The organism is Streptomyces sp. NPDC048290 (assembly GCF_040652095.1).
In the GTDB taxonomy this organism is placed as follows: domain Bacteria; phylum Actinomycetota; class Actinomycetes; order Streptomycetales; family Streptomycetaceae; genus Streptomyces.
The window spans coordinates 374,686-389,442 of sequence record NZ_JBEZLM010000001.1 but is presented as its reverse complement, the minus strand read 5'-3'; the positions used below and the strand labels follow the sequence as shown (position 1 = coordinate 389,442).

The following is a 14,757-nucleotide window of genomic DNA, read 5'->3' as shown; positions in this document are numbered from 1 at the left end:
GCGGCGGGGCACGGCCCCTCCGCCGGTTTGTTCCGCTTGCCGGTGCCAACTGCCCCCACCTACTGTTACGTTGACGCTACATCGAACAGAGAACCACCGAGCGCAGGGCATCGGGGGCCGGTCGTACACGGGCCGCACGGGTGTCACGGGGGGCACATGACGGCGGTTGTCTTCGTCCATGGGACCGGGGTGCGCGAGCCCGGCTTCTCCAAGCTCGCGGGGCGGGTGGCGGCGGGACTGACCGCGCTGCGGCCCGGACTCCGTGTCGTGCCGTACTACTGGGGCGCACCGCACGGCGCCGCGCTGGCCGGAGGCGGGCTCAGCCTGCCGCCCGAAGGCGGTGCCGTCCGCGGACTCGGTGAGGGAGTGAGCGCCGACGGTCCGGAGGCGGACGCCGCCGACTGGGCCGCCCTGTACGCCGACCCCTACGCCGAACTCGCCCTCGCCGCCGCCCTGGCCGGTCCGCCCGGCGAACGCCCGCCCGGGTCCGTACCGCCCGAGCAGCCGCTCCAGGCCCGGCTCGGCGCGCTCGCCGCGCGGGGCGACGAGCCCGCCGCCGCCCTGGGGCCGGGACTGGCGGACGCCGCCGCCGACCTGACCGCGCATCCGCTCCTGGGACCCGCCGCCGAGGCCCTCGGCCCGGACGACCTCGCCGAACTCGCCGCGCGCAGCCTCACCGCCCGGGTGGTCGCCGCGCTGCTCGCCGCCGACGACCCGCTGGTCCCGGCCGGTGACGCCCGCGACACCGTCGTACAGCAGCTCGCCGAGGCGCTCGGCGGGGCGCCACGGGGCAGTGAGCGGGGGCTGCGGACCGTGCTGCTGCGGGCCGCCGGGTCCGCCGCGACCAGCGCCGTCGTACGGCGCCGACGGGCGCTGACCGAGGCCGCGCACCCGGCCGCCGGGGACATCCTGCGCTATCTCGCCCGGGGCGCCGCCGTCCGCGAGGAACTGCGCACCCTGGTCGCCGGACTGGCGGCGCCGGTCACCCTGGTCTGCCACAGCCTGGGCGGGATCATCGCCCTCGACACCCTGATCGGCGCCCCGCTGCCCCAGGTACGGCTGCTGGTGACGGCCGGATCGCAGGGGCCGTTCCTGTACGAGTCCGGCTCGCTGCCCTCCCTGGAGCACCCGGCCCCGCTGCCGCCGCACGTCCCGGACTGGCTCAACCTCTACGACCGCCGCGATCTGCTCTCCTACCTCGGCGGGCCGCTCTTCCCCGGCCGGGTCACCGACATCGCCGTCGACAGCCGGCAGCCGTTCCCGGCCGCGCACAGCGCCTACTGGACCAACCCCGAGGTGTACCGGCACATCGTGGACCGGCTGCCGTGACCGCCCCACGGGCCGTGCCGGTGGACCCGGCCCGGGTCACGGCGCTGATCGTGGGCGTCGAGCGGTACGAGGCCGGGCCCGCGTGGGACCTGCCGGGACCGGCGCGGGACGCCGTCGCCTTCTGGCGGCTGCTGCGCGCGGCCGGGGTGCCCGAGGAGCGGCTGCGGCTGCACCTCGCGCCGCTGCCGCCGTACGTCCCGGGCGTGCCGTACGCGGCGGCCGACCACGCCACGCTGCGCCGGGTGCTGGTGCGGGACCTGCCGCAGGAGCGGGGCGAGGTCCTGTGGGTGTGGTGGGGCGGGCACGGCGTGCTGGACCGGGCGGGGCAGCTGCGGCTGTTCTGCGCGGACGCCGGGACCGACGACAAGCTCGCCATCGGCCTGGACTCGGCGCTGGAGCGGTACGCCGGGGACGCGGTGCCGGGCTTCGCCGAGCAGCTCTGGGTGGTGGACGCCTGCGAGACGTTCGAGGAGGCGCTCGCCTTCCGGGAGCCGCTGCCGCCGGACGGGCTGCCGGTCGGGCGGCGCAACCTGACGCACCGGCAGAGCGTGCTGCGGGCCGCCGGGCGCGGCCGGGCCGCCGCCAACGATCCGGCGCGCGGAACGGGGCTCTTCTCCGAGATCGTGCTCGCCCTGCTCGCCGACCGGGCGGCCCTGCTGCCCGCCCCGCCGGATGCGGAGGAGCTGTTTCCGGCCGTGAAGACACGTATCGCGGCCCTCAGGGACGCGGGCGCTACCCTCCAGTACCCGGAGATCCGGCTCCAGAGCCCCGACCGTACGGAAATCCTGGCTCCCGCGCCGCCCGCACCGGCCGCCGTGGCGGTGCGCGCGCCCTCGCCGCTGAACCGGGCGGTGGCCGCGCTGGTCGCCTATCCGCTGATGCACGACCCGGGGGAGCGGCAGACCGTGGTCGCCGCGCTGGACCCCCGGGTCACCGCGACACTGCCCCGCCACAGCAAGACGCGTACGGATGTGGCGGGCATCCTCAACCGGCTGGCCAGGGACCGCTCCGGGGCGCTGTGGGACCTGTACGACGCGGTGCTCGCACTGGACGACGACCCTGAACGGGCGGCCGAACTGGAGGCGGCGCTCAGGGAGTTCACCGACGCTAAGACTCCCTCAAGCGATCAGAAATGATCGAGTGGCGGGATCGTATGGTTTTCGACCCGCTCATGAATGGTCATGATGGAAATGGACATGGGCAGAACAGGGAGCGGCACGGGCACGTGCCGCCGCGTCCCGCTGTCTGCCGCCACGTGCCGCAGGGTGAGAAGGGGGAGCATCTTGGAACAGCCGTCCGCTGTGCACCACGCCGAGGCCGCCGGCGAAGGACCGGCCCTCGCCACGAGTGCCGGCCGCTGGGAATCGGACCTGGCCGACCTCACGGGGCTGCCCCTGTCCGCCGTGGACGCACTGCCTCCGCTGGACACGCGGGCCCGTGTCCTCCAGGAGGTCCTCCGGGCCCGGCACGGCGTCCAGCAGGGCGGCGGGGGAGAGGGGACGGGAGCGGGAGGCAGCGCGCAGGCCGAGTGACCGACGGCCGGGTCCGCGCGCGGTGTCTCCGGGGTGGTCCGCCCGGTGGGCGGTGTGCGTGTGTCGTGTCTCCGGGAGGGTCCGCCCGGCGGGCGGTGTGCGCGGGCCGCCCCTCCGGGAGGGCCACCCGGTCGGCGCACCGGCCGGCGACCGGCCGGACCGGACCCGACCGCACCGCACGTCCGCACCCGTGACCGGAGGTCTCCGCCCATGAGCAAGCCGACCGCGCCGCCGCCCGGCCCCGCCCCGTTCCGGATGCCCGACCGGCTCTTCACCGAACTGGCCACCGGGGGCGGCTCGGACGAGGCCGTGGCCTTCCTGGTCCGCGGGGAGCGCGCCCGGCGGCTCCTGCTGCTGCGCACCCTGCTCGACCGGCTCACCGCCCTGGCTGCCCCGCCCGGCCCGCCCGCCCCGTCCGGCCCCCTCGACCCGCCCGGCACCGTCTGGCGGACCCTCAAGGAGGCCGCCGAACGGGCGCCGGACGCGGTCGACGCCCTGCTGCTCACCCCGTCCACCGGCGGCTGGCTCGCCCATCTGCTGCGGCGCGTCCACGGCACGTCGGGCGGACCGCCGCTGTGGACGGAGGCCGGGCATCTCGCCGCGCTCGCCGTCGCCGCCTCGCTGCGCGCCGGTACGGAGGCTGACGTACGGGTCGCGCTGACCGACGGGGGCCTGCATCTGCCCGGTCTCGGCCGGGCCGTGCTGCCCAGCCCGGCGCCGGGGGCGACGGTCGGCCGGGCCCGCACCCGCGCCGGTGAGCTGACCCTCTCCGGGCCGGACCACGACGGCCGCACCCGTACGCTGCGCTGCCGCCCGGCGACCACGCCCGTCGGCGCCACCGCCCCGGACCCGTCGCCCGGCTGGCTCCCGCTGCGCACCCTCACCCACTCCGGCGGAGCGGTCCCCCTCGACGACCTCGACCCCTACCGCGACCTCGACGACCCGGTCCCCCCGGCCCGCCTGGAGGAGGCCGAGGCACGGGCCTGGCAGGAGCTGTTCGACCAGGCGCTGACCCTGGTCGGCACCGACGGGCCGAACAGCCGTACCGGTACGGGGGGCGGGACCGGGACCGGGACCGTCGGGCCCGGACGGCTGGACCCGGCGTGGATCAGGGCCGTCGTGCCCTGGGGACGGACCGCCGCGACCCCGCCCGCCCCGCCGACCGTGGTGGTCTCCGCGTCCAGCGGCGACACCTTCGGCGCGATGGTCATCGCCCGTCCCGCCACCGCCCTGCCGCTCGCCGAGACCCTCGTCCACGAGTTCCAGCACAGCAAGCTCGGCGCCCTGCTCCATCTCTTCCCGCTCCTCGACGACGACCGCGCCGAGCGCTACTACGCCCCCTGGCGTGGCGACCCGCGCCATCTGACCGGGCTGCTGCACGGGGCGTACGCCTTCACCGCGGTCGCGGGTTTCTGGCGGGACCGGATGGCCGACCCCGCCCACGCCGACGGCGCCGCCTACTACTTCGCGCTCCGGCGCCTCCAGAGCAGGCTGGTCGCGCGCACCCTGCTGACCAGCGGCGGGCTCACCGCGCAGGGACACCGGCTGGTGTCCGGCCTGGCCGCCACCCTGGACGGCTGGCTGCGCGAACCCGTGCCCCCGGCCCCCCTCGCCCGCGCCCGCACCGCCGCCGCACTGCACCGCACGGAGTGGCGGCTGCGCAATGTCCTGCCCGGCCCGTCCGGCGCCCTGCGGCCGTCCCCCGACCGGGCCGCGTGGACCGACCGGCGCACCCACGCCTTCGCCACCGCCCCCGGTGCCCCGCGCACCGCCGACGACCATCTCGCCGCCGCCGACCCGGCCGCCGCGCTCGACCGGTACACCGCCGCCCTGGAGCGCGATCCGGCCGACCCGCACACGCTCGCGGGCTGGATCGTCGCCCACGCGGCCCTCACCCCGGGCCCGTCCGCCCGGCGGCTGCTGGCCCGCCCGGAGCTGCGCCAGCCGCTGTGCAGCGGCTGAGCGAGGTCGTCGGTCCAGGTCTTCGCGCCGGTCCGCAGTGGCGGTCCTGGGGGAAACGGGGGTGAACACCTGCCCGATTGGTCAGGATGGAGACATGGCATACCACGTCGACTCCGAGGCCGGGCGGCTGCGCCGCGTCATCCTGCACCGGCCCGATCTAGAGCTCAAAAGGCTCACCCCCAGCAACAAGGACGCGCTGCTCTTCGACGATGTGCTGTGGGTGCGCCGGGCGCGCGCCGAGCACGACGGGTTCGCCGACGTCCTGCGCGACCGCGGTGTCGAGGTCCATCTCTTCGGCGACCTGCTCACCGAGGCCCTGGCGATCCCGGCGGCCCGCACCCTCGTCCTGGACCGGGTCTTCGACGAGAAGGAGTACGGTCCGCTGGCCACCGGCCCGCTGCGGGCCGCGTTCGCCGCGCTGTCCGCCCCCGACCTCGCCGAGGCGCTGGTCGGCGGGATGACCAAACGGGAGTTCCTCCAGGGCCACGCCGAGCCGACCTCCGTACGGTTCCACGCCATGGAGCTGGACGACTTCCTGCTCGGTCCGCTGCCCAACCATCTCTTCACCCGGGACACCTCCGCCTGGATCTACGACGGGGTCTCCATCAACGCCATGCGCTGGCCCGCCCGGCAGCGCGAGACCGTGCACTTCGAGGCGATCTACCGGCACCATCCGCTGTTCAGCGGCGACCCGTTCCATGTCTGGTCCGAGGGGCAGGCCGACTACCCGTCCACCATCGAGGGCGGGGACGTGCTGGTCATCGGCAACGGGGCGGTGCTCATCGGGATGAGCGAGCGCACCACCCCGCAGGCCGTGGAGATGCTCGCCCACAAACTGTTCGCGGCCGGGTCCGCCACCACGATCGTGGCGCTCGACATGCCGAAGCGACGGGCCTTCATGCATCTCGACACGGTGATGACGATGGTCGACGGCGACACCTTCACCCAGTACGCCGGGCTCGGGATGCTCCGCTCGTACACCATCGAGCCCGGCAGCGGGGAGCGGGAGCTGAAGGTCACCGACCATCCGCCGGAGCACATGCACCGGGCCATCGCCGCCGCGCTCGGCCTGGACGCGATCCGGGTGCTGACCGCCGTGCAGGACGTGCACTCCGCCGAACGCGAGCAGTGGGACGACGGCTGCAATGTGCTCGCCGTCGAGCCCGGGGTGGTGGTCGCCTACGAGCGCAACGCCACCACCAACACCCAACTGCGCAAACAGGGCATCGAGGTGATCGAGATCCCGGGCAGCGAACTGGGGCGGGGGCGGGGCGGGCCGCGCTGTATGAGCTGTCCGGTGCAGCGGGACGCGGTGTAGGGGGGCTAGGGGCTGGTCTAGGGGTTGGTCCAGGGGTGGGGACCGGGCGGGAGACGGTGAGTGTATAAGAATGCCGATCGTCGTATAGACTTCCAGTCGGTCATGCTGGCCCGTACTGATTCCCGTCCCGATTCCCCGTCCTGTCGAACCCCTGGAGCGACCATGGCGACCGTCCCGACCGCCCTCGCCGGCCGCAGCTTCCTCAAGGAGCTGGACTTCACCCGTGCGGAGTTCCTCGGGCTGATCGAGCTGGCCGCCGAGCTGAAGGCGGCCAAGCGGGCCGGGACGGAGACCCGCCACCTCGTCGGCCGGAACATCGCGCTGATCTTCGAGAAGACCTCCACCCGCACCCGGTGCGCCTTCGAGGTCGCGGCGGCCGACCAGGGGGCGTCGACCACGTATCTGGACCCCTCCGGCTCCCAGCTCGGCCACAAGGAGTCCGTGAAAGACACCGCCCGGGTGCTCGGCCGGATGTACGACGGGATCGAGTACCGGGGCGACAGCCAGGACGCGGTGGAGGAGCTGGCCCGGTTCGCGGGCGTACCGGTCTTCAACGGGCTGACCGACGACTGGCACCCCACCCAGATGCTCGCCGATGTGCTGACCATGACCGAGCACTGCGCCAAGCCGCTCACCGGCACCGCCTTCGCCTACCTCGGCGACGCCCGCTTCAACATGGGCAACTCCTACCTGGTCACCGCCGCCCTGCTCGGCATGGACGTAAGGATCGTGGCCCCCGAGGCGTACTGGCCCGCCGCGGCCGTGGTGGCACGGGCGCGGGAGCTGGCCGCGGCGAGCGGGGCGCGGATCACGCTCACCGAGTCGGTGGCGGAGGGGGTGCGGGGCGCCGACTTCGTCGCCACCGACGTCTGGGTCTCCATGGGGGAGCCCAAGGAGGTCTGGGACGAGCGGATCGCCGCGCTGGCGCCGTACGCCGTCACCATGGATGTGCTGCGGGCCACCGGCAATCCCGGGGTGCGGTTCCTGCACTGCCTGCCCGCCTTCCACGACCTGGGCACCAAGGTGGGCCGGGAGATCCATGAGCGGCACGGGCTGGACTCGCTGGAAGTGACGGACGAGGTGTTCGAGTCCGCCCACTCGGTGGTCTTCGACGAGGCGGAGAACCGGCTGCACACCATCAAGGCGGTGCTGGTCGCCACGCTGGCCTGACCCGGTCAGGGGCCGCGCCACTGCGGCGGCACGACGGACAGGGTGAACCACACCGCCTTGCCGGTCTCCGTCGCGCGGTGGCCGCAGGCCGAGCTGAGGGCACGGATCAGCAGCAGTCCCCGGCCGTGCTCCTGCCAGGGGTCGGGCGCGTGGTCCGGCGGCCGGGTCAGCTCGCCCGGGGGGGACGGGTCGGGGTCGTGCACCTCGACCTGGCAGCCCGTGGGCAGGAGCTGGAGGACGAGTTCGATCGGGGCGTCGCCGGAGGTGTGCTCGACGGCGTTCGCGACCAGCTCCGCGGTCAGCAGCTCGGCGGTGTCGCTGTCGGCCCCGTGCTCCAGCTCGGCCAGTGCGGTCCGCACCAGGGCCCGCGCGACCGGCACGGCCGCGGCGGAGTGCGGCAGCGCGATGCGCCAGGAGGCGGAGGCGGGGGAGCGATCGTGCAAGGCGAGTCCGTTCGTGCCGCAGGAACCCCGAGTGGGACGTCGGGCCGTCCTGCTTTCAACTTTAGGGATGGTACGACGCCCCCCCGGCAGAGTCACTGGTCGGGCGTCGCCGGGACTTCGGGCCCCCCGGCGGGAGGCCAGTATGGTGCGGCTTACTCGGGGAAACGATGTGCGTCGCACAACTGATCCCGCTGTTACCGCGTTATTGACGTCCGGGGGAGAAGCGGTGACGAGAGCGACGTGGGGTGAGGGGGCGGCGGCGGTGCGTGACCGGGGTGCGGAGGTGGTTCGCCGGGCGTGCGGACCCTCCCGGGGCGGTTCGGCGGGCGGGCGACTCTTCCCGGGGCGGTTCGACGGGCGGGCGACTCTTCCTGGGGCGGTTCGCCGGGCGTGCGGCCCCTCCCGTCAGCTATCGCGCGTATCTGACGACGGTCATGAATGGGTGATAAGTTCCCCGGGTAGAGCACGGGAGAGCGCAAGCGCCGCACTGTGAGGCGGTGCCCGCCCGAGGAGGCCGCCCGCCATGAGTCCGTTCACCGGCTCCGCCGCCCGCACCCCCGACTGGCGCCATCTGCGCGTCGAGGAGTCCGACGGCGTCGCCACCGTCACCCTGGCCCGCCCCGAGAAACTCAACGCCCTCACCTTCGGCGCCTACGCCGACCTTCGGGACCTGCTCGCCGAACTCTCCCGGGAGCGCTCGGTGCGCGCCCTGGTGCTGGCGGGCGAGGGCCGCGGCTTCTGCTCCGGCGGTGATGTGGACGAGATCATCGGCGCCACCCTCGCCATGGACACCGCGCACCTCCTCGACTTCAACCGGATGACCGGCCAGGTGGTCCGGGCGATCCGCGAGTGCCCCTTCCCGGTGATCGCCGCCGTGCACGGCGTGGCCGCGGGCGCCGGAGCCGTCCTCGCCCTCGCCGCCGACTTCCGGGTCGCCGACCCCAGCGCCCGGTTCGCCTTCCTCTTCACCCGCGTCGGCCTCTCCGGCGGCGACATGGGCGCCGCGTATCTGCTGCCCAGGATCGTCGGACTCGGCCACGCCACCCGGCTGCTGATGCTGGGCGACCCGGTCCGCGCCCCCGAGGCCGAACGCATCGGGCTGATCAGCGAACTCACCGACGAGGGCGACACCGGCAAGGCCGCCCACGCCCTCGCCCGCAGACTCGCCGACGGCCCCGCCCTCGCCCACGCCCAGACCAAGGCCCTGCTCACCGCCGAACTGGACATGCCGCTGGCCGCCTCGGTGGAACTCGACGCGTCCACCCAGGCCCTGCTGATGACCGGCCAGGACTACGCCGAGTTCCACGCCGCCTTCACCGAGAAGCGCCCCGCACGCTGGAGCGGCCGATGACCGGCCCGGCCCCCGCCGCACACCCCCTCCGGGTCGCCATAGCCGGCGGCGGACCCGGCGGCCTCTACACCGCCGTCCTCCTCAAACGCCTCGACCCCGCCCGGCAGATCACCGTCTACGAGCGCAACGCCCCCGACGACACCTTCGGCTTCGGAGTCGTCCTGTCCGACGAGACCCTCGGCGGCATCGAGGACGCCGACCCCGCCGTCCACGAGGCACTGCGCGAGCACTTCGTGCGCTGGGACGACATCGACATCGTGCACCGGGGCACCCGCCACACCTCCGGCGGACACGGCTTCGCCGCCCTCGGCCGCCGCCGCCTCCTCCAGATCCTGCACGAGCGCTGCCGCGCCCTCGGCGTCGACCTCCGCTTCCGCACCCCCGCCCCCCACCCCGACCGGCTCGCCGCCACCCACGACCTGGTGGTGGCCGCCGACGGGGTGCACAGCGCCGTCCGCGCGGCGCACGCCGACGCCTTCCGGCCGCACCTCACCCCGCACCGCTGCCGCTACCTCTGGCTCGCCGCCGATCTCGCCTTCGACGCGTTCCGCTTCGAGATCGCCGAGACCGAGCACGGCGTCATGCAACTGCACGGCTACCCCTACGCCCCCGACGCCTCCACCGTCATCGTCGAGATGCGCGAGGAGGTCTGGCGGGCCGCGGGCTTCGACACCGCCGACATCGGCGCCTCCGTCGAGCGCTGCGCGCAGATCTTCGCCACCGCCCTCGGCGGACGCCCCCTGCGCTCCAACGCCTCCACCTGGACCACCTTCCGCACGGTCGTCAACGCACACTGGTCGTACGGCAACACCGTGCTGCTCGGGGACGCCGCCCACACCGCCCACTTCTCCATCGGCTCCGGCACCAAGCTGGCCGTCGAGGACGCCCTCGCGCTCGCCGCCGCCCTCACCGAACACCGCTCGCTGCCCAAGGCGCTCGCCGCCTACGAGGCCGGACGCCGGCCCGTCGTCGCCTCCACCCAGCGCGCCGCCCGCGCCAGCCTGGAGTGGTTCGAGGGCCTCGCCCGCCATCTGGACCAGCCGCCCCGCCAGTTCGCCTTCAACCTGCTGACCCGCAGCCGCCGGGTCACCCATGACAATCTGCGGCTGCGCGACCCCGGCTTCACCGCCGCCGTCGAGGACGAGTTCGGCTGCCCACCCGGCACACCCCCGATGTTCACCCCGTTCCGGCTGGGCGGACTCACCCTGCGCAACCGGGTCGTCGTCTCGCCCATGGACATGTACTCCGCCACCGACGGCGTCCCCGGCGACTTCCACCTCGTCCACCTCGGCGCCCGCGCCCTCGGCGGCGCCGGGCTGGTCATGACCGAGATGGTGTGCGTCAGCCCCGAGGGCCGGATCACCCCCGGCTGCGCGGGCCTCTACACCGACCGGCAGACCGCGGCCTGGCGCCGGATCACCGACTTCGTCCACACCCAGGCCCCCGGCACCGCCCTCGGCGTCCAGCTCGGCCACAGCGGGCGCAAGGGCTCCACCAAGCTGATGTGGGAGGGCATGGACGAGCCCCTCGACACCGGCAACTGGCCCCTCGTCGCCGCCTCCCCGCTGCCGTACCGGCCCGGCAGCCAGACCCCGGCCGAGCTGTCGGCCGACGGACTCGACCGCATCAAGGGGGAGTTCACCGCCGCCGCCCGCCGGGCCGCCGACGCCGGGTTCGACCTGCTCGAACTGCACTGCGCGCACGGCTACCTCCTGTCCGGCTTCCTCTCCCCGCTCACCAACCTCCGCACCGACGCCTACGGCGGCACCCTCGACCGGCGGCTCCGCTTCCCGCTGGAGGTGTGCGACGCCGTACGCGAGGTCTGGCCCGCCGACCGGCCCCTGACCGTCCGTATCTCCGCCACCGACTGGGCCGACGGCGGCACCACCGGGGACGACGCCGTGGCCATGGCCCGCGCCTTCGCCGCGCACGGCGCCGCCGCCGTCGATGTGTCGACCGGTCAGGTGGTCAGCGGCGAACGGCCCGACTTCGGCCGCTCGTACCAGACGCCGTACGCCGACCGGATACGTCATGAGGCCGGGGTCCCGGTGATCGCGGTCGGCGCGATCTCCTCCTGGGACGACGTCAACTCGCTGATCCTCGCCGGACGCGCCGACCTGTGCGCGCTGGCCCGCCCCCACCTCTACGACCCGCACTGGACCCTGCACGCCGCCGCCGAACAGGGCTACGACGGGCCGGGGGTGCGCTGGCCGGAGCCGTACCGGGCGGGCAGCCGACCACCGAGGACCGGGCGCACGGACGCGCCCCGGCCGCGGCTGACGCTGGGGAACCAGCCCCTCTGAGAACTAGTCCTGCACCATCCCCGCCGTCAGCGTCGCCCCGTCCGCCGGGTCGATCAGCAGGAACGCGCCCGTGGGGCGGGACATCGCGTACGGGTCCAGGGGGAGCGGCTCGGCGGTGCGCGGGGCGATCCGGCCCAGGTCGTTGGCGGCCAGCGCCGCCGCCCCGGCCAGGCCGGTCACCCGGGCGCGCACGGTCCGGGTGATGTGCCGGACCAGGACCCGGTCGCCGACCCGCAGCGGGCGGTCGGCGAGATGGCAGACGGCCGCGTGGACGTCCTGCGTGAGGGCGGGTCCGGGGCCCGCCGTGATCAGATCGCCGCGGGCGCGAACGCCTTCAGCGCCAGATGCAGCATGACGAGGGAGTCCTTGCCGCCGGAGAAAAGGATCACCGGTCGCTCGAACTCGCCCGCCACCTCACGGACGATGTGCACGGCCTCGGACTCCAGCGCGTCCAGGGGCGACAGCGCGCGGGGGCGTCCGCCCGCCCCGGCGCCGGTCAGAGGACGCCGTCGCGGGCCAGCACCTCCGCGACCAGGCCGATGCGCTGGACGTTGGCGTGCCGGTCCGCGCGGGAGAAGCCGAGCCCGGCGGAGAGCAGACGCCGTATCTCGTCGCCGTCCAGGATCTCCACCCGGTGTCCGCCGGCCCGCAGCCGGTCCCCGAGCAACCGGGCGATGGTGGTCTTCCCGGCGCTGGGCAGCCCCGTGAGCCACACGGTGGCCCCGGCTCCGCGCGCCCCGGCCGTGCTGGTGGTCATCCGCGACAGTCCTCGTCTCTCAGGGCGTGCCGGGTGTCACACCGGTCACGCGTGACGTTCCGGTACCCCCGCGAACTCCGCCCCCGCGTCCCGCAGTCGCTGGTGCAGCTCCCGGAACACCGCCGCCGACGCGGCGCCGGGCCAGCCGTCGGGGAGCAGCCGCGGCGGCAGACCGGGGTCGGCGTAGGGGAGGTGGCGCCAGGAGTCCAGGGCGAGAAGGTAGTCGTGGTACGCCTCCTGGGGCGGGGTGCCGGTGCGCCGCCGCCAGGTCCGCAGTACCGGTCCGTGCCGGTCGAGGAACGCCTCGTGCTCCTTGGCGATGGCGGCCAGGTCCCACCAGCGGGCCACCGCCTCCACGGTCGGCGCGAAGCCGAGGTGCTCGCCGCGGAAGAGTTCCACATAGCCGTCCAGGCGCAGCCGGTCCAGGGTGTGCCGGGTCTCCTCGTACAGCCGGGCCGGGGCGATCCACACGCCCGGCGCGGCCGTGCCGAAGCCGAGCCCGGACAGCCGGGAGCGCAGCACATGCCGCTTCTGCCGCTCCGACTCCGGGACCGAGAACACCGCGAGCACCCAGCCCTCGTCGTCGTCCGGCGGCGGCGCGTACACCCGTCTGTCGCCGTCCTGGAGCAACTGCCGGGCGTCCGGCGAGAGTGCGTACCCGGCGGCGCCCTCGGCGGTGCGGGCGGGCAGCAGCAGCCCGCGCCGCTTCAGCCGGGACACCGAGGACCGTACGGAGGGCGCGTCGACGTCCACCGCGGCCAGCAGCCGGATGAGTTCGGCGACGGGCACGGGACCGGGGAAGTCCCGGCCGTACGCCCCGTAGAGCGTGACGATGAGGGACCGTGGGGCATGCTGGTCGGACACGTTGATCATTTTAGGCATCCGGTATCGCCGCTGGTCACCCGAGGTCCACCGGGCGGGCCCGGTCCGGCTCGCGCAACCGGAACCGCTGGAGCTTGCCGGTCGCGGTGCGCGGCAGCGCGTCCAGGAACACGATCTCGCGCGGGCACTTGTACGGCGCCAGCTCGGTCTTGACGAAGGCGCGCAGCGCGTCCGCGTCCCGCCGCCCGCCCTCCTTCAGCACCACGTGCGCCACCACGACCTGTCCCCGTTCGGCGTCCGCGCGGCCCACGACCGCCGCCTCCACCACGTCCGGGTGGCGCAGCAGGGCGTCCTCCACCTCGGGTCCGGCGATGTTGTACCCGGCCGAGATGATCATGTCGTCGGCGCGGGCCACATAGCGGAAGTAGCCCTCCGCGTCCCGGACATAGGTGTCGCCGGTGATGTTCCAGCCGTCGCGGACGTAGTCGCGCTGGCGCGGGTCGGCGAGATAGCGGCAGCCGACCGGGCCGCGCACCGCGAGCAGCCCCGGGGTGCCGTCGGGCACCGGCTCGCCGTCGCCGTTCTGTATCCGGGCCTCCCAGCCCGGCACCGGGACGCCCGTGGTGCCGGGGCGGATGGCGTCGTCGGCGGCGGAGATGAAGATGTGCAGCAGCTCGGTGGCGCCGATGCCGTTGATGATCCTCAGGCCGGTGCGTTCACGCCAGGCGTGCCAGGTGGCGGCGGGCAGGTTCTCCCCGGCCGACACACAGCGGCGCAGCGAGGACACGTCGTGCTCGTCGTGCCCGTTGAGGGCGCCGAGCATCGCCCGGTACGCGGTCGGCGCGGTGAACAGCACCGACACCCGGTGCTCGGCGATGGCGGGCAGCAACTGGCGGGGACCGGCCTGGGGCAGCAGCAGGGAACTGGCACCGGCCCGCATCGGGAACACCACAAGGCCGCCCAGCCCGAAGGTGAACCCGAGCGGTGGCGACCCGGTGAACACATCGTCGGCGCGCGGCCCCAGCACATGGCGGGAGAAGGTGTCCGCTATCGCCAGCACGTCCCGGTGGACATGCATACAGCCCTTGGGCCGCCCGGTGGTTCCGGAGGTGAACGCGATCAGCGCCACATCGTCGGCGGCGGTGTCGGCGGCCGGGTACGGGGTGTCCGGCGCCGGGCGGCGCAGCAGATCGCCGGGGCCGTCACCGCCGTACGGGGTGATCCGCAGCCCGGGTATGTCCGCGCGGGTCAGGTCGTCGAGGGCGGCGCTGTCGCACAGGGCGTGCCGGACCCGGGCGATCTCGCAGACGGTGGCCAGTTCGTGCGGGCGCTGCTGGGCCAGCACGGTGACCGCGACCGCGCCCGCCTTCAGCACCGCCAGCCAGCAGGCGGCCAGCCACGGTGTGGTGGGGCCGCGCAGCAGCACCCGGTTGCCGGGGACCACGCCCAGCTCGCCGGTGAGCAGATGCGCGATCCGGTCGACCCGGGCGCCCAGCTCGGCGTACGTCCAGGGAGCGGCGTCCGGGGTGCGGAAGACGGGGGCGTCCGGGGCGCCGCCGCCGAGGAGTTCGGCGGCGCAGTTGAGCCGTTCGGGATAGCGCAGCTCGGGCAGGTCGAAGCGGAGTCGCGGCCACTGTTCGCGCGGCGGGAGGTGGTCGCGCGCGAAGGTGTCGAGGTGGGCGGAGCGGGTCGGACCGTCCATGGGTGGATCGCCCCCTTGCCGGGTGGGCCGGGTCGTGTCAGGGAGCGTAACGTGTTGGTGACGACAGT

Annotated in this window: 11 protein-coding genes and 3 pseudogenes; 8 read left to right on the top strand and 6 right to left on the bottom strand. The window is 74.5% G+C overall.

Annotated features, from left to right (window positions below; genetic code table 11):
* The first annotated feature begins 156 nt into the window (after window positions 1–156).
* The 6 genes from AB0D49_RS01360 to argF all read left to right on the top strand — a co-directional run bounded on the left by AB0D49_RS01360 (window position 157) and on the right by argF (window position 7,311).
* Complete coding sequence (locus AB0D49_RS01360) at window positions 157–1,329, top strand: alpha/beta fold hydrolase (protein WP_362748788.1); 1,173 nt, start codon at window positions 157–159, stop codon at window positions 1,327–1,329.
* Window positions 1,326–2,465, top strand: coding sequence for a caspase family protein (locus tag AB0D49_RS01355; protein ID WP_362748785.1), 1,140 nt, complete (start codon window positions 1,326–1,328; stop codon window positions 2,463–2,465). Before AB0D49_RS01360 ends, AB0D49_RS01355 begins: the two co-directional genes overlap by 4 nt.
* A gap of 147 nt (window positions 2,466–2,612) precedes the next feature.
* Entirely contained in the window at window positions 2,613–2,861 is a 249-nt protein-coding gene (locus tag AB0D49_RS01350) for a hypothetical protein (protein ID WP_362748782.1), read from the top strand.
* Window positions 2,862–3,071: 210 nt separating this feature from the next.
* A complete protein-coding gene (locus AB0D49_RS01345) occupies window positions 3,072–4,823 on the top strand; it encodes an HEXXH motif-containing putative peptide modification protein (RefSeq protein WP_362748779.1) in 1,752 nt (583 codons plus the stop codon).
* A gap of 94 nt (window positions 4,824–4,917) precedes the next feature.
* The gene (locus tag AB0D49_RS01340) at window positions 4,918–6,141 is read left to right on the top strand and encodes an arginine deiminase (RefSeq protein ID WP_362748776.1); all 1,224 of its coding nucleotides are present in this window, start codon (window positions 4,918–4,920) and stop codon (window positions 6,139–6,141) included.
* A gap of 162 nt (window positions 6,142–6,303) precedes the next feature.
* Complete coding sequence (argF, locus tag AB0D49_RS01335; RefSeq protein WP_362748773.1) at window positions 6,304–7,311, top strand: ornithine carbamoyltransferase; 1,008 nt, start codon at window positions 6,304–6,306, stop codon at window positions 7,309–7,311.
* Between the two features lie 5 nt (window positions 7,312–7,316).
* Here argF and AB0D49_RS01330 read toward each other — a convergent pair whose 3' ends face one another.
* Complete coding sequence (locus AB0D49_RS01330; RefSeq protein WP_362748770.1) at window positions 7,317–7,754, bottom strand: ATP-binding protein; 438 nt, start codon at window positions 7,752–7,754, stop codon at window positions 7,317–7,319.
* Between the two features lie 523 nt (window positions 7,755–8,277).
* Between AB0D49_RS01330 and AB0D49_RS01325 the strand changes: the two genes are divergently transcribed.
* Together AB0D49_RS01325 and AB0D49_RS01320 are read left to right on the top strand one after the other, a co-directional pair.
* Window positions 8,278–9,105: an enoyl-CoA hydratase family protein gene (locus AB0D49_RS01325; RefSeq protein ID WP_362748767.1), complete on the top strand. Its 828-nt coding sequence runs from the start codon at window positions 8,278–8,280 to the stop codon at window positions 9,103–9,105.
* On the top strand, window positions 9,102–11,408 hold the full coding sequence (locus AB0D49_RS01320; RefSeq protein WP_362748764.1) for a bifunctional salicylyl-CoA 5-hydroxylase/oxidoreductase: 2,307 nt from the start codon (window positions 9,102–9,104) through the stop codon (window positions 11,406–11,408). The genes AB0D49_RS01325 and AB0D49_RS01320 overlap by 4 nt, the downstream gene beginning before the upstream one ends.
* A 3-nt stretch (window positions 11,409–11,411) precedes the next feature.
* On the opposite strand, the pseudogene AB0D49_RS01315 reads toward AB0D49_RS01320, so the two are convergent.
* The 5 genes and pseudogenes from AB0D49_RS01315 to AB0D49_RS01295 all read right to left on the bottom strand — a co-directional run.
* A pseudogene (locus AB0D49_RS01315) lies at window positions 11,412–11,732 on the bottom strand (hypothetical protein); the annotation flags it as partial.
* Window positions 11,720–11,908: pseudogene (locus AB0D49_RS01310) on the bottom strand (phosphoadenosine phosphosulfate reductase family protein); the annotation flags it as partial. The pseudogenes AB0D49_RS01310 and AB0D49_RS01315, both read right to left, overlap by 13 nt.
* Window positions 11,908–12,165 (bottom strand): annotated as a pseudogene (locus tag AB0D49_RS01305) (adenylyl-sulfate kinase); the annotation flags it as partial. The pseudogenes AB0D49_RS01305 and AB0D49_RS01310, both read right to left, overlap by 1 nt.
* 45 nt (window positions 12,166–12,210) lie before the next feature.
* Window positions 12,211–13,038 (bottom strand): PaaX family transcriptional regulator C-terminal domain-containing protein, encoded by an 828-nt coding sequence (locus tag AB0D49_RS01300; protein WP_362748761.1) that lies wholly within the window; start codon window positions 13,036–13,038, stop codon window positions 12,211–12,213.
* Between the two features lie 25 nt (window positions 13,039–13,063).
* The gene (locus AB0D49_RS01295; protein WP_362748758.1) at window positions 13,064–14,689 is read right to left on the bottom strand and encodes an AMP-binding protein; all 1,626 of its coding nucleotides are present in this window, start codon (window positions 14,687–14,689) and stop codon (window positions 13,064–13,066) included.
* Window positions 14,690–14,757 lie beyond the last annotated feature (68 nt).

Coding starts and splice junctions, on each gene's coding strand:
- AB0D49_RS01360 (WP_362748788.1), top strand. CDS start 157: ATGACGGCGGTTGTCTTCGTCCATGGGACCGGGGTGCGCGAGCCCGGC.
- argF (WP_362748773.1), top strand. CDS start 6,304: ATGGCGACCGTCCCGACCGCCCTCGCCGGCCGCAGCTTCCTCAAGGAG.
- AB0D49_RS01345 (WP_362748779.1), top strand. CDS start 3,072: ATGAGCAAGCCGACCGCGCCGCCGCCCGGCCCCGCCCCGTTCCGGATG.
- AB0D49_RS01295 (WP_362748758.1), bottom strand. CDS start 14,689: ATGGACGGTCCGACCCGCTCCGCCCACCTCGACACCTTCGCGCGCGAC.
- AB0D49_RS01340 (WP_362748776.1), top strand. CDS start 4,918: ATGGCATACCACGTCGACTCCGAGGCCGGGCGGCTGCGCCGCGTCATC.
- AB0D49_RS01325 (WP_362748767.1), top strand. CDS start 8,278: ATGAGTCCGTTCACCGGCTCCGCCGCCCGCACCCCCGACTGGCGCCAT.
- AB0D49_RS01300 (WP_362748761.1), bottom strand. CDS start 13,038: ATGATCAACGTGTCCGACCAGCATGCCCCACGGTCCCTCATCGTCACG.
- AB0D49_RS01320 (WP_362748764.1), top strand. CDS start 9,102: ATGACCGGCCCGGCCCCCGCCGCACACCCCCTCCGGGTCGCCATAGCC.